The 13,208-nt window shown below is 63.6% G+C and carries 12 protein-coding genes and 1 tRNA gene; 9 read left to right on the top strand and 4 right to left on the bottom strand.

The window, feature by feature from the left end; genetic code table 11:
- Positions 1-9 precede the first annotated feature (9 nt).
- Both aroB and M9955_07255 read right to left on the bottom strand, forming a co-directional pair.
- On the bottom strand, positions 10-1,128 hold the full coding sequence (gene aroB, locus M9955_07260) for a 3-dehydroquinate synthase (GenBank protein MCO5081442.1): 1,119 nt from the start codon (positions 1,126-1,128) through the stop codon (positions 10-12).
- The gene (locus M9955_07255) at positions 1,125-1,712 is read right to left on the bottom strand and encodes a shikimate kinase (GenBank protein ID MCO5081441.1); all 588 of its coding nucleotides are present in this window, start codon (positions 1,710-1,712) and stop codon (positions 1,125-1,127) included. Before M9955_07255 ends, aroB begins: the two co-directional genes overlap by 4 nt.
- Before the next feature lie 136 nt (positions 1,713-1,848).
- Between M9955_07255 and M9955_07250 the strand changes: the two genes are divergently transcribed.
- The 5 genes from M9955_07250 (at position 1,849) to M9955_07230 (ending at position 5,687) form a co-directional block, all read left to right on the top strand.
- A complete protein-coding gene (locus M9955_07250) occupies positions 1,849-2,007 on the top strand; it encodes a histidine kinase (GenBank protein MCO5081440.1) in 159 nt (52 codons plus the stop codon).
- Positions 2,004-2,951: a site-specific tyrosine recombinase XerD gene (locus M9955_07245; protein MCO5081439.1), complete on the top strand. Its 948-nt coding sequence runs from the start codon at positions 2,004-2,006 to the stop codon at positions 2,949-2,951. The genes M9955_07250 and M9955_07245 overlap by 4 nt, the downstream gene beginning before the upstream one ends.
- 61 nt (positions 2,952-3,012) lie before the next feature.
- Positions 3,013-3,963, top strand: a complete 951-nt coding sequence (locus tag M9955_07240; protein ID MCO5081438.1) for an acetyl-CoA carboxylase carboxyltransferase subunit alpha — start codon at positions 3,013-3,015, stop codon at positions 3,961-3,963.
- A gap of 165 nt (positions 3,964-4,128) precedes the next feature.
- Positions 4,129-5,460, top strand: coding sequence for a hypothetical protein (locus M9955_07235; GenBank protein MCO5081437.1), 1,332 nt, complete (start codon positions 4,129-4,131; stop codon positions 5,458-5,460).
- A complete protein-coding gene (locus tag M9955_07230) occupies positions 5,457-5,687 on the top strand; it encodes a sulfurtransferase TusA family protein (GenBank protein MCO5081436.1) in 231 nt (76 codons plus the stop codon). Before M9955_07235 ends, M9955_07230 begins: the two co-directional genes overlap by 4 nt.
- A gap of 13 nt (positions 5,688-5,700) precedes the next feature.
- On the opposite strand, the gene M9955_07225 is transcribed toward M9955_07230, so the two are convergent.
- Together M9955_07225 and M9955_07220 are read right to left on the bottom strand one after the other, a co-directional pair.
- Positions 5,701-6,831, bottom strand: a complete 1,131-nt coding sequence (locus M9955_07225; protein MCO5081435.1) for a GTP-binding protein — start codon at positions 6,829-6,831, stop codon at positions 5,701-5,703.
- A gap of 8 nt (positions 6,832-6,839) precedes the next feature.
- Positions 6,840-7,976 carry a D-alanyl-D-alanine carboxypeptidase gene (locus M9955_07220; GenBank protein MCO5081434.1) on the bottom strand — a complete coding sequence of 379 codons (1,137 nt, stop codon included), beginning with the start codon at positions 7,974-7,976 and terminating at the stop codon, positions 6,840-6,842.
- A gap of 188 nt (positions 7,977-8,164) precedes the next feature.
- Between M9955_07220 and M9955_07215 the strand changes: the two genes are divergently transcribed.
- From M9955_07215 to M9955_07200, 4 genes are all read left to right on the top strand, one after another.
- Complete coding sequence (locus M9955_07215) at positions 8,165-9,328, top strand: M20 family metallopeptidase (GenBank protein ID MCO5081433.1); 1,164 nt, start codon at positions 8,165-8,167, stop codon at positions 9,326-9,328.
- Between the two features lie 118 nt (positions 9,329-9,446).
- Positions 9,447-9,523 (top strand) — tRNA-Arg (locus M9955_07210).
- Between the two features lie 451 nt (positions 9,524-9,974).
- Positions 9,975-10,970, top strand: a complete 996-nt coding sequence (locus tag M9955_07205) for a cytochrome-c peroxidase (protein MCO5081432.1) — start codon at positions 9,975-9,977, stop codon at positions 10,968-10,970.
- 541 nt (positions 10,971-11,511) lie between these two features.
- Positions 11,512-13,140 carry a hypothetical protein gene (locus M9955_07200; GenBank protein ID MCO5081431.1) on the top strand — a complete coding sequence of 543 codons (1,629 nt, stop codon included), beginning with the start codon at positions 11,512-11,514 and terminating at the stop codon, positions 13,138-13,140.
- The last annotated feature ends 68 nt before the right edge of the window (positions 13,141-13,208 follow it).

Genomic DNA, 13,208 nt, shown 5'->3' with positions numbered 1-13,208 from the left:
GGCCGCCCGTCATCCCGGATGGTTTTCCTTGAGGAACGCCAGAACCTCCGATGCGGGAACGTCCCTGGCGATGAAAGACTGGCCGATGCCGTGGGTCAGGATGAAGGTGAGCGTGCCGCGCGTGACCTTCTTGTCCTGCTGGATGAAGCCGAGAAGGGTTTCGGCATCGGGCAGGGGGCCGGGAATGTCGGCCATGCGCCAGGGCAGGCCGACATCGCGGAAATGCGCCTCCACACGCGCCGCGTCGTCGGGGCTTGCGAGGTTCAGCCGCGCCGAGAAGCGATGCGCGAGCGCCACGCCGATCGAGACGCCCTCGCCGTGCACAAGGCGGTTGCCGTCGTAATTCGTCGCGGCTTCCAGCGCATGGCCGAATGTGTGGCCGAGATTGAGCAAGGCGCGGTCGCCGGTCTCGAACTCATCGCGCGCCACGATCTCTGCCTTGGCGCGACAGGATTCGGCTATCGCCTGCGCGCGCGCCGGGCCGCCGGAAAAGACTTCGCGCCAGTTCCTTTCGAGCCAGGCGAAGAAGTCAGGCCGGTCGATCAGCCCGTATTTCGCCACTTCCGCATAGCCGGCGCGGAACTCGCGCGACGGCAGCGTGTCGAGCGTTCCGGTGTCGGCCAGCACGAGGCGGGGCTGGTTGAACACGCCAACAAGGTTCTTGCCGCGCGGGCTGTTAATGCCTGTCTTGCCGCCGACGGAGGAATCGACCTGCGCCAGCAGCGAGGTCGGCGCCTGCACGAAGTTCATGCCACGCCGCACGATGCCGGCGGCGAAACCGGTGAGGTCGCCGATGACGCCGCCGCCAAGCGCGATGACGACATCGCGGCGCTCCAGTCGCGCGGCCAGCACGCCATCCACGACCTGCTGCAGCGCGTCGAAGCTTTTCGTCTTCTCGCCGGCCGGCAGGACGATAGCCGTCGCGGCGATACCTGCGTCTTCGAGGCTTTCTGCAAGCTTCGGCAAATGGGCGGCGGCGACGTTCTCGTCGGTGACGATGGCTGCGCGGACGCCGGGCAGACGTTGCCCGATTTCCCGGCCCGCGCGGCCGATCAGGCCGGGGCCGATCAGAATGTCGTAGGACCGATCGCCAAGCCCGACGTCGACCTTCCCGGTTTCAGCGTTCATCCTGCGGTCTCCGTGGCCATCTTCCGGCCCGCCAGATGGTCGAACAGGCTGTTGATCACCTCGGCCGAGATGATCTCCTTTTTCTCGTCGCGCGTCGGAACCGTTACGTCGGCTGTGGCGTAGACGGGATAACGTTCCGCCATCAGCCGTTTCATCACCGCGCGCGGGTCCGGCGCCTTGAGCAGCGGCCGGTTCTGCTTCTTGGAAACGCGGTCCATGAGGACGTCGATTTCGGCTTTCAGCCAGACGGACACCGCGCTGCCCGCGATCAGGCTCCGCGTCTGCTCGTTCATGAAGGCGCCGCCGCCGGTGGAAAGCACCTGCGGTCCCTGCTCCAGAATCCGCGCGATCACGCGTTGTTCCAGAGCGCGGAACTCGGGCTCGCCGTAGCGTTCGAAGAGTTCCGGGACGGTCATGCGCGAAACCGCCTCGATTTCCTGATCGCTGTCCAGAAACGGCAGGCCGAGCGTCGCCGCCACCTTGCGGCCGATCGCTGTCTTGCCGGCGCCCATCAGACCGACAAACACGATCGAGCGCCTGCCGAGCCGGGTCAGGATTTCCGCTACGATCTCTTCGCTGGCCATCGGCGTCATCATCCTCGTCGGCGCCGTAACGACATGAAAAGCTCTGTTGCGTCAAGTTGCTTGAAGCGCGTGCGCCCGCCTTGCCTCCCCGGCGTCGGCGTCCCATAAGGGCACGGGTGAAGGAGACTCGGGCGGAATGCCGACGCTGTTCCGGTTCCTGACGATCATCGCCGTGCTCGTGGCTCTGGCCTACGGGGCGATGCTGGCGCTGGTGTTCTTGGTGAAGCCGACACCGGGCGAGATTGTCGTGCCGGTCTCCATCGAAGACAGGTTGAAATCCGCCGACAAGCCATGAAAGCCGCCGCCCGCATCGAAGCCTTTCTGGAAATGATGGCCGCCGAACGCGGGGCGAGCGACAACACGCTGGCTTCCTACCGCCGGGATCTCGAGGATGCGGCGGCATATTTCGGCGCAAAGGGCCAGAATCTCGCGGCGGCGGGTTCTGCGGAACTGCGCGCCTATCTCGACAGCATTGCCGCGCAGGGCTTCGCGGCCTCATCGCAGGCACGAAAACTCTCGGCGTTCAGGCAGTTCTTCAAGTTCCTCTACGCCGAAGGCCTGCGGGGCGACGATCCGACCGGCGTGCTGGACAGCCCGCGCAGGGCGCGCACGCTGCCCAAAACGATGAGCGAGGACACGACCGACCGCCTGCTCGGACGTGCCGCGATGGAGACGGCAAATCCGCCCGACGGCAATCGTACGGCAGCGGTTCGCCTGCATGCGCTGGTCGAAGTTCTCTATGCTACCGGCTTGCGTGTCTCGGAGCTGGTCAGCCTGCCGCTCGGTGTCGCCACGCGCGACGACCGCTTCTTCATGGTGCGCGGCAAGGGCAACAAGGAACGCATGGTGCCGCTTTCCGACAAGGCGCGGGAAGCGATGCGCGCCTGGCTTGACGAACGCGGCCGCGTTCCGGACGGAAAGGAGAATCCCTGGCTCTTTCCCGCTGATTCGGAAACCGGCTACCTGCCGCGACAGGTTTTCGCGCGCGAGCTCAAGGGGCTTGCGGCGCGGGCCGGCATTCCGGCGGCCAGGGTGTCGCCGCACGTGCTGCGCCATGCCTTCGCCAGCCACCTGCTGCAGAATGGCGCCGACCTGCGCGCCGTCCAGCAATTGCTCGGGCATTCCGACATATCGACCACGCAGATCTACACGCACGTCCTGGAGGAAAGGCTGCTCCGGCTGGTCAACGAGCACCATCCGCTTGCCGATCCGGCGCCGGATCGCTATGTCACGTCGTGATTTCGCCCGATTTCCCGCCTCTGGCGTCCTGACACTTCCGGATTAGGCGTACCGCTCGCGCATGTACAATTATCTCGACTTCGAAAAGCCGGTGCAGGATCTGGAGGGTCAGATCCTCGAATTGAAGCGGCTTGCCGACAACGGACAGGCGGTCGACGTCACCGAGGAAATCTCGAGGCTGGAGAAACGCTCGAAGGATGCCTTGCGCGACATCTACAAAGCCCTGACGCCCTGGCAGAAGGCGCAGGTGGCGCGGCATTCGGACCGGCCGCACTGCCTCGACTACGTGAAGACGCTGTTCACGGATTTCACGCCGCTGGCGGGCGACCGTGCCTTCGGCGACGACCACGCGATCGTCGGCGGTTTCGCGCGCTTCCGCGGCGAATCGGTGGCTTTGATCGGCCAGGAAAAGGGTTCGGACACGCAGACGCGGCTCAAGCACAATTTCGGCATGGCCAAGCCCGAAGGCTACCGCAAGGCCGTGCGCATCATGGAACTGGCGGATCGCTTCAGCATCCCGGTGATCAGCCTCGTCGACACGGCAGGCGCCTATCCCGGCATCGGCGCGGAGGAGCGCGGGCAGGCGGAAGCGATCGCGCGGTCGACCTCCGCCTGTCTCGGCCTCAAGGTGCCGTCGATTTCGGTCATTATCGGCGAAGGCGGCTCCGGCGGCGCCATCGCCATCGCGACGGCGAACCGCGTCTACATGCTGGAGCACGCCATCTACTCGGTGATCTCGCCGGAAGGCGCGGCGTCGATCCTCTGGCACGATTCGACCCGCGCCAAGGATGCGGCGACCAGCATGAAGATCACGGCGCAGGACCTGCTGGAGCTCAGGATCATCGACGGCATCATTCCCGAGCCGCTGGGTGGCGCGCATCGCGGCGTCGAGGCCGTGATGAAGGCGACCGGGGACCAGATCGGGCGCGCTCTGAGCGAACTCGTTTCCTCCAAGGCCGATTTCCGCGAGCAGCGCCGGGAGAAATATCTCGCAATCGGGCGGCACCTGTAGGCAGGCCGGCCAAATCCTGCCATAAATCCGCCTTGTCGGTAGGGCGATGACATTCGGGTGAGGCAACGCCTCAAGGCTTGCGGTAAGGAATTTTCAAGGTTAACCGCCCTATTGGTCGTTGCCTGATACGGGTTTCACGTCGAACCATAGTCGATATTCGGACGCATGATCGCCAAACTTCTCCGTGCCGGATTGCTCAGCGCCGCGGTTTTCGCGGCAGGCTGCACCGAGTCGACGCTCGACATGGCCGGCGGCGCCAGCGCGCAGCTTCCCGAAAAGCTGGTCAAGGAGATGCAGGCCAAGGGGATGACGCGTACCTCGTCGATCCTGGCGCGCGTCTTCAAGGAAGAGGGCAAGCTCGAGATCTGGAAGCAGAAGACGAACGGCCGCTATGCCCTCGTCGCGTCCTACAACATCTGCAAGATGTCGGGGCAGCTCGGCCCGAAATTCACCGAGGGCGACCGCCAGTCGCCAGAGGGGTTCTATACGGTCCGCCCGGCGCAGATGAATCCCAACTCCAGCTATCATCTCGCCTTCAACATCGGCTATCCGAACGCCTATGACCGCGCCAACGGCCGCACGGGCAGCAATCTGATGGTGCATGGCGAGTGCTCGTCCTCTGGCTGCTTCTCCATGAACAACCAGCAGATGGAGCAGATATACGCCTTCGCGCGCGATGCGTTCCGGGGCGGGCAGACCGAGTTCCAGATCCAGTCATTCCCGTTCCGCATGACGGCGGCCAACATGGCGCGCTACCGCAACGATCCGAACTACGCGTTCTGGACGATGCTGAAGGAAGGCTACGTCCAGTTCGAGATTACCCGCATGCCGGTGAAGGTCGATGTCTGCGAGAAGCGCTACGTCTTCAACCAGATCACCGAGGACGGCGTGACGTTTTCGCCGACGGGCGCCTGCCCGGCGAGCACGATGCCGGACCAGCTCGTCTCGGCCTACAAGAGCTATCAGACGAAGTACGAGGCGGCGTTCTCGGCGGCCTCTTCCGCCAGCGCGACGCCGCCAAGGGATTCCATCAACGGCCTGCAGGAAGCCAAGCTCGTTTCGGAGTGGACGAAGAAGCGCGCGCGCGGCGAGCGTATCTCGGTCGAACCGCCGGCCATGGCGCATGACGGCACCGTGTCGCAGACGGCGCGCATGGGCCGCATCGATTCGCCCACCGGCCGCAAGATGGCGGCGCTGGAGGGCGAGCAGGAGGCCAAGCGCAAGGCCGAGGAGGAAAAGCGGCTCGCCAAGGAGCGCGCGGCGGAAGAGAAGCGGCTGGCGAAGCTGCAGGCCGAAGAGGCCAAAAAGGCCGCAGAAGAAGCAAAGCAACTCGCGGCCAGCGAGGCGAAACCCGCTGCCAAGGTCCAGCCTGCCGCGGAAGCAGCGCCGGATGCCACGCCCGAAACCGCTCAGGTGGTCCCGGCCCAGCCAGCCGAAGGGAAGCCCGGCATATTGGGCGGCATGCGCAAGCGTTTTGGCAGCATATTCGGCAGTTGACCGGAAGCCCCGACATTTACGACCTCAGGGGATTGAATTGTCCCCTGCCCGTGCTGAAAGCACGCAAACGACTTGCCGGCATGAGTGCGGGCAGCCGGCTCTGGGTCGAGACGACCGATCCGCTCGCTGCGATCGACATCCCGAACTTCGTGCAGGAAGACGGCCACCGGCTGGTCGACAGCATGCGCGTCGAGGGCGGGCATCGCTTCCTGATCGAACGCGGCTAAGATTGTCCTCCGCCTACGGCCGGAAGCCTGCAATGGCGAGCGGATTGTCGGCGACCGCCTGCCTGTCCGGCGTGTCGACCGCCGGGCGGTTGGTTATCGCGGCGAAAAGGCGGCGGACATAATCGTCCGGCAGGTCCATGCCGATCAGCACCAGCCGCGTGCCGCGCTTTTCATCCGGCCAGGCGGGCAGCCGCGCGGGCGGATGCATCAGCTTCTGCACGCCATGAACGACCAGCGGCCGCGACGGGTCCTCAGACAGTTCGACGATCCCTTTCATCCGAAGGAGTTTTTCACCCTGCGTCGACTGAAGCAGTTCGAGGAACGTGGCGACCGCAGCGTAGGGGATGGGATCGTCATGGACCAGGCTGAAAGAGCGGACGCGGTCGTCATGATGATGGTGATGGGCATGGTCATGCCCGCCCTCATGCGTGTGCTGGTGATCGTGATGGTCGTGGCTATGCCCCTGAGGATCGTGGTCGCTTGCTTCGCCGAGCCAGCGCCGCACGTCGGCCGTCTTGGTGACGGGGTCGTAGAGGCCGCAGGCGAGCAGCGAGGCCGCGCCGGCTGACGGCGCGCCGACATACAGGATCGGCGCATTCGGATTGAGACGGCGGATGCGCGCTTCCAGCTCCGTCTGCGCATCCGTGTCCGGTTTCAGGTCACGCTTTGTGATCAGGATGCGATCGGCGACCGCGACCTGCTTCACCGCCTCGACATGGGCGTCGAGCGTTGCCGCGCCGTTGACGGCATCGACCAGCGCGATGACGCCGTCGAGCCGGAATGCCTGCACCAATACGGGATGTCCCATGATCGACTGCAGCACAGGAACCGGATCGGCGAGCCCCGTAGTTTCCACGATCACGCGCGACAGCCGCGCGATGCGTCCGCTCTGGAGGCGGTCGACGAGGTCGGCCAGCGTGTCGACCAGTTCGCCGCGCACCGTGCAGCAGAGGCAGCCGTCCGACAATTCGATGACGCCGTCGGACGCTTGCTCGACCAGCAGATGGTCGATGGCCACATCCCCGAACTCGTTGACGATCACAGCTGCGTCGGTGAGCTCTGGGTCCTTGAGCAGCCGGTTCAGCAGTGTGGTCTTGCCGGCCCCGAGGAAGCCGGTGATGACGGAAACGGGGATCGGGAACATCTTGTCTTCTAGTTGCCGTCGCCCTGCTGGGCAGGGACGCCGGCTTGCGTCGGCTCCGGATAGGGCGGACGCGGCGTCGGCACCGGGACGTCGGCGTAGTTGTTGGCGAGCATCTCGGCGTAGGCCTTGGGCACAGGGCCGGTGGCGCCTCCGGTAGTGACCGCGACCAGCGTCAGCGGATGGTCGTAAGGCATGGCATAGGGGGATTTCGTCTCTTCCTCGGCCTGCTCGCTGGGCTGCTTTTCGGGCTTCTCCGCCTTCACCGGCTTCGGGCAGATGATGTCGCGCATGTCCTTCGGCGCGGGGCTTTCATAGCCGTAGCGCGAGAGCATCGCCAGCGTATCCCCTCCGACCTTCGGATTGGCGAAACCACGGTCGAGCATGGCGGCTGCGGCTTCCGCCCGCACCGTCGCGGAAGGTTGCCCAAGGACGATGGCGGCCAGCGTGCGGCCGTCGCGGGTAGCCGTGCCGATCATGTTGAAGCCGGAAGGACAGACGAAGCCGGTCTTCATGCCGTCGACGCCGTCATAGCGGCCGACCAGCAGGTTGAAATTGGTCAGCGTCTTCTTGCCGACGATCACGCCCTCGATCGAGAAGTAGGACATGAATTGCGGAAAATCCCGGCGCAGCGCAGCGACCAGCAAGGCGAGATCGCGCGCCGTGGTGTACTGCTGGGGCGAATGCAGGCCGTTCGGATTGACGAAATGCGAATCGGTCATGCCGAGACGCGCGGCCTCCGTGTTCATGCGTTCTGCGAAGGCCGCTTCCGAACCGCCGACATTCTCGCCGAGGGCCATGGCGATGTCGTTGTTGGAGCGCACCAGCATCAGCTTCAGCGCGTTGTCCGCGGTCAGCACCGTGCCGGGCTTGAAGCCGCTCTTGCTTGGCGGTTCCTTCGCGGCCTTCTTGGACATGACGATCGGCGAATCGAGGCGAAGCTCCCCCGCCTCGATGGCGCGGAACGTCACGTAAGCCGTCATCAGCTTGGTCAGCGAAGCCGGAAACCAGCGCTGGAAGGCCTCCTCATGCGAGATAACCCGCTCGTCCGTCAGATCGAACAGCAGCGACGGTGTGGCGCCGGCCGGTGCGGCGAGCGCGATCAGGGCGGAGAAGACAGCCGGGAAGAATCGAAAACCGTTGCGCATTACGAAGCGGACCTGTGACACCGGGACAGCCGCCATCTTGAGATCATGCGACCGTATCGTCTATGGTTCGGGCAGACCTTTCCTCAATCCGGCGCCCGGTACCTGCTATCTACCCTATATGACGTGACCAAGGCAAAGCCGCAAATCCGCCCTTTGCATCACAGGCGCTGCCAGCAAGAGATCGTTCCATGCCCATTCTGAACCGCGTTGCTGAAATGCAGGACGAAGTCGCCGGATGGCGACGGCAGATTCATCAGCAGCCGGAGCTGAATTTCGATGTGTTCAAGACTGCCGCATTCGTGGCCGGGAAGCTGAAGGAATTCGGCGTCGACGAGATCGTGACGGGACTTGGCCGCACCGGCGTGGTCGGCTTGATCAAAGGCAGAAAGGGCGACGGTCCGACGATCGGCATGCGCGCCGACATGGACGCGCTGCCGATAGAGGAGATCACAGGCAAGCCTTATCGCTCGCAGACGCCGGGCATCATGCACGCCTGCGGTCACGACGGACACACGGCGATGCTGCTCGGCGCCGCAAAATATCTGGCCGAGACGCGGAACTTCGCCGGCAGCGTCGCCGTGATCTTCCAGCCGGCCGAAGAAGGCGGCGGGGGCGGGCTGGAGATGGTCAAGGACGGCATGATGGAGCGCTTCAATATCGGACGCGTGTTCGGGATGCACAACATGCCGTCCCTGCCCGTCGGCGCGTTCGCCATCCGTCCCGGGCCGATCATGGCGGCAACCGCCGAATTCACCATCACGATCAAGGGCCGCGGCGGCCACGCCGCCATGCCGCATGTGACGATCGATCCGATCGTGGTCGGCAGCCAGCTGGTAACGACGTTCCAGTCCGTCGTGTCGCGCAGCGCCGACCCGGTCGAAGCGCTGGTGGTGAGCGTGACGAAGTTCCATGCGGGCGACGCCTACAACATCATATCCGAATCGGCAGAGATCGCCGGCACAGTGCGTACGCTGAACAAATCGCTGGCGGCGCTCGCCGAGAGGCGCATCAGGGAAATCTGCGCGGGGATTGCCGCTGCGAGCGGGGCGACGATCGAGATGGATTACGACGCCAACTATCCGGTGACGGTCAACGATCCCGGGCAGACAGACTTCGCCGGCGACGTCGCCGCCGCCGTCGCGGGCGAGGCCGGCGTGGTGCGCTCCGTGCCGCCGCTGATGGCCGGCGAGGATTTCTCCTACATGCTTGAAGCGAGGCCGGGGGCCTTCATCTTCATAGGCAATGGCAATTCCGCCATGCTGCATCACCCGGCCTATGATTTCAACGACGAGGCCATCCCGCACGGGGTGAGCTACTGGGTCAGACTGGCGGAAACAGCCCTGGCGGCCTGATCCGGCGCTTTTCAGGAAAGCCGCTCCGGCCGGCTGCCGGACGTCAATGAAAAGGTCCGCCGGGCGCGATTCCGGCGGTTGGCGAACAGTTCGAAAGTATGTATGAGTGCGTCCGCGTGGTCCCGTAGCTCAGTAGGATAGAGCGGCAGATTCCTAATCTGTAGGTCACAGGTTCGATTCCTGTCGGGATCACCATTTCCATATCTCACGGCAGTTCGCTTCGCTCACGCCTCCGATGGGCAGGCGAAAGCCCGGGGCCGCAGTCGCGGCCTCGTTCCGGTTCGAGGTTTCACCTCCCACCACCACCACTCGAATATCCAATACTATCCGGGATTTTGCAGAACGACCGGGAATGAGCGGCCGTCTGGTCGCGCCCGGATGTCACCTTGCTGTAAAAAGTCTCTCCCTCCCCTTGCCGCTGCGTCAACTTTCTTGCGCCGGCCAGATGAAATTTGTCCTCCGCCGACAGTGAAAACAATCAAGCGACGTATTGATCCAAGTCAACATCCCGCAGGTGCTCGCAAGCTACGGTTTCCTGGAAATGCGAAGATCCTCGATTGATGAAAACTTGGCAAAAAGAGTGAGGTTTATTATGAAAAGAAGCACTCTGCGTATCGTGTTGGCCGCGTCCGTAGCAGCATGCTTCATGGGCGCTGCGCACGCCAACGAACTCCGCACAAAAGCGCTCGATGTCTTCAAGCCGTTGCCGTCGACCACGCCCGCCGTGAGTGAGAATCCGATCACACCGGAGAAGATCACGCTCGGCAAGGCGCTGTTCTTCGATCCGCGCATGTCCGCCTCAGGCGTCTTCTCCTGCAACTCCTGTCACAATTTGGCGACCGGTGGCGATGACAATCTCGAGACGTCGATCGGACACGGTTGGCAGAAGGGCCCGCGCAATGCGCCAACCGCGCTGAACGCGGTGTTCAACGAAGCCCAGTTCTGGGACGGACGCGCCGAGGATCTGAAGGCCCAGGCAAAAGGTCCCGTCCAGGCCGGCGTCGAGATGGCGAATACGCCGACAAACGTCGTGGCAACGCTGAATTCGATGCCGCAATATGTCGACTGGTTCAAGGCGGCATTCCAGAACGAGGCGGACCCGGTCAGCTTCGACAATTTCGCCAAGGCGATCGAGGCATTCGAGGCGACGCTGATCACGCCCGCTCCATTCGACGCGTTCCTCAACGGTGACGACGGCGCGCTGACCGACGTGCAGAAGGCCGGCCTCGACCTGTTCATCGAGAAGGGCTGCGCATCCTGCCACAACGGCATCAATGTCGGCGGCACCGGCTACTATCCGTTCGGTCTGGTCGAGAAGCCCGGCGCCGACGTCCTGCCGGCGGGCGACAAGGGCCGCTTCGCCGTCACCGCGACAGCGGACGATTCCTATGTCTTCCGCGCCGCGCCGCTGCGCAACATCGCCGTCACCGCGCCCTACTTCCATTCGGGCAAGGTTTGGGATCTGAAGCAGGCCGTCGCAATCATGGGCACCTCGCAACTGGGTGAGGATCTCAACGACAATGAAGTCGAGGCGATCACGGCGTTTCTCGACTCGCTGACCGGCACCGTTCCGCAGATCGTGTATCCGATCCTGCCCGCCGAAACGGCGACGACGCCGCGGCCCACGGGTGAGGTCAAATAGGACCAGACACATAGGCTTGAAAAAAGCGCGGCCGGCGCCAGGAGCGCCGGCCGCGCTTTCTCTTATGGACCATGCCTCGCTGATCTGGATGTCTGCGATCCCGTCTGCTGAGGCATTGCGGACTTCGTTCAGAGGCACTTCAGAACAGTGGTCGGAAGAAGTTTTTGGCCATGTTTCTGCAAGTGTATGCGCAGTTCTGGCATATAGCCAAAATCGCTTAATGACGTTGATGTGATCATTGCCGGCCGGGTGTTCCGTGGCCAACCGCCAAGGGAACCGAGGGACATATCGCGGCCGGCTCGCTCATAATGCGTCCGGCTACGCGGCCGAAGCCTTTGTTATGATTAATCAATATCCTCTTCAGGTCAGCCGTCGACTGCCTAGCTCCTAGGACAAAGCTGCCGCCGCTGCGCAGGCCCGTCGCATATCGAGCACGCTCTGGCCTGCCGAGATTCGAAAAAACTGGACCTTCTCGGCTCTCCAAACCCGTCCGCAATATCCTCTTGGAAATACTTTAGCCAAGCTAGAGAGGAGCAATGCAATGGTCTGGTTTACAAGATCGGACGACGTTCGCGTCGTGGCAGGCACATATCAGTTCTTCACCGGCTCAATTCCAAATGCGGGAGGATTCGAGTTCCTTATCGAATCGCCTGCCAACTCGACCGACCTGAGCGATCCCTATTACGCGCAGTTCAACCAGGAGAACCGCTTCATAAACTTTGCGAACAATCTGGGCTCGGTCGGGGCCGGCGCCCTCCAGTTCCAGCAGAAATTCGGCGCCCTGACGTTCGAGCAGACCATCCGGACGGCATATGAGGAAATCGTCGGTGTCGCGCAGGCCCAGGCGGCCGGCATCAACGTCGAAGCCGCCATCCAGTTCTTCCTCAACTCCCAGAGCTTTTATCAGGCCGTGGCGCTGGAGCGCGTGGTGCCGGGCGGAATTCCGCTCGACCAGGCCACGAAGATCGTGGCGCTTGGCTCGATCATCAACGAGGCGATCAAGGCGGGCGTCGGCAAATACGCGACGGCGGTCACACAAGTCGTCGCCGACGTCACGCCGGACGGTGCTTCGACCTTGCTCGGCCAGAGCATCGTGCAGGGTGCGCCCACCACATTCCTGCTGACGCCGGGGCGGGATTTCGCCGATGCGCAGGGCGCTTTCCGCAACGGTCCTGAAAATGCGTTCGACTTCAAGTTCACGAGCGCCGCGGAGATCGTGCAGGCATCGAGCACCACGCTGACCGTTGGCGATGCGCTGAGCGATCCGTCCTCCGGCGACACTGATGTCGTCCAGATCACCGCGCAGGGCGGCACGCCGCTGAACCTGCGTTCGATGAACGGGCTGGAGCGGATCGAGATCGATTTCACCACCTACAATGGCGGTGATATCGACATGACCAACGTCAAGGGAGCGAGGTTCCTCGATCTCGACGGCACGCTGAGCAACGCTCCGCCGAATTTCACAGGTATCGAGACCACGGGCATCACGACCGTCGACGCCAGCGGTCTGACGAGCACGCCGGTCGGCGTCCAGATCATATTTGCGGATGCGATCGACAATCTCGGCCGCACCATCACCGGCGGCGCTGGCAACGATATCCTCGGTGGATCGCCCGTCGCCGACACGATCAGCGGCGGCAACGGCAACGACATCATCAATGGCTTCGGCGGCAATGATGTCATCCGGGGCGGCGGTGGCGACGATTTCATAATCACCAGCGGCGGCAGCGATCGTGTCGTGTTCGAGGGAACCTTCACGGCGAACGGCAGGGATACGCTCGCGGCGAATGGCGGCTTCGATCCTGGCCTGAACGGCGACAGGGCGGATTTCACGGCATTCCTCGGCGGTCCGGCGGTGGTGCTGGAAGTGCCGACCGGAACGATTGCGGGCACCGGCGTGGATGCCACGGCGAGCAACGTGATCATCTTCGACAATGATGCCGACATAAACACCGAGCAGGAGATCGAGCAGAGGGTCGGCAGCGGCGCGGGCAAGCTGGCGATCGGCGCCGACCGCGACGTGGTCGTGATCATCCAGAACGGCGCGAACTCGCAGGCGTTCTACGTATCGACAAACGCCGCCGGACAGGTGTCGCCCGACGACGTCCATCTGGTCGCGGTCTTCGAGGCGACCACCAGCGCTGATTTCATACCCTTCAACTTCATCTGATCCGGGAAGGGCTGCCGACGAGGAACGGCAGCCCTTCGCCGCTTGCTACGCCGAAAGGCGGCGTTCCT

The sequence above is a fragment of the Rhizobiaceae bacterium genome, from assembly GCA_023953845.1.
Classification (GTDB): domain Bacteria; phylum Pseudomonadota; class Alphaproteobacteria; order Rhizobiales; family Rhizobiaceae; genus Arvimicrobium.
This window is presented reverse-complemented; position numbering and strand designations above follow the sequence as displayed.

Excerpts from the sequence above, each read along its gene's own strand:
- aroB (MCO5081442.1), bottom strand. The coding sequence starts at position 1,128 with ATGAACGCTGAAACCGGGAAGGTCGACGTCGGGCTTGGCGATCGGTCC.
- M9955_07255 (MCO5081441.1), bottom strand. The coding sequence starts at position 1,712 with ATGGCCAGCGAAGAGATCGTAGCGGAAATCCTGACCCGGCTCGGCAGG.
- M9955_07250 (MCO5081440.1), top strand. The coding sequence starts at position 1,849 with ATGCCGACGCTGTTCCGGTTCCTGACGATCATCGCCGTGCTCGTGGCT.
- M9955_07245 (MCO5081439.1), top strand. The coding sequence starts at position 2,004 with ATGAAAGCCGCCGCCCGCATCGAAGCCTTTCTGGAAATGATGGCCGCC.
- M9955_07240 (MCO5081438.1), top strand. The coding sequence starts at position 3,013 with ATGTACAATTATCTCGACTTCGAAAAGCCGGTGCAGGATCTGGAGGGT.
- M9955_07235 (MCO5081437.1), top strand. The coding sequence starts at position 4,129 with ATGATCGCCAAACTTCTCCGTGCCGGATTGCTCAGCGCCGCGGTTTTC.
- M9955_07225 (MCO5081435.1), bottom strand. The coding sequence starts at position 6,831 with ATGTTCCCGATCCCCGTTTCCGTCATCACCGGCTTCCTCGGGGCCGGC.
- M9955_07220 (MCO5081434.1), bottom strand. The coding sequence starts at position 7,976 with ATGCGCAACGGTTTTCGATTCTTCCCGGCTGTCTTCTCCGCCCTGATC.
- M9955_07215 (MCO5081433.1), top strand. The coding sequence starts at position 8,165 with ATGCCCATTCTGAACCGCGTTGCTGAAATGCAGGACGAAGTCGCCGGA.
- M9955_07205 (MCO5081432.1), top strand. The coding sequence starts at position 9,975 with ATGGGCGCTGCGCACGCCAACGAACTCCGCACAAAAGCGCTCGATGTC.
- M9955_07200 (MCO5081431.1), top strand. The coding sequence starts at position 11,512 with ATGGTCTGGTTTACAAGATCGGACGACGTTCGCGTCGTGGCAGGCACA.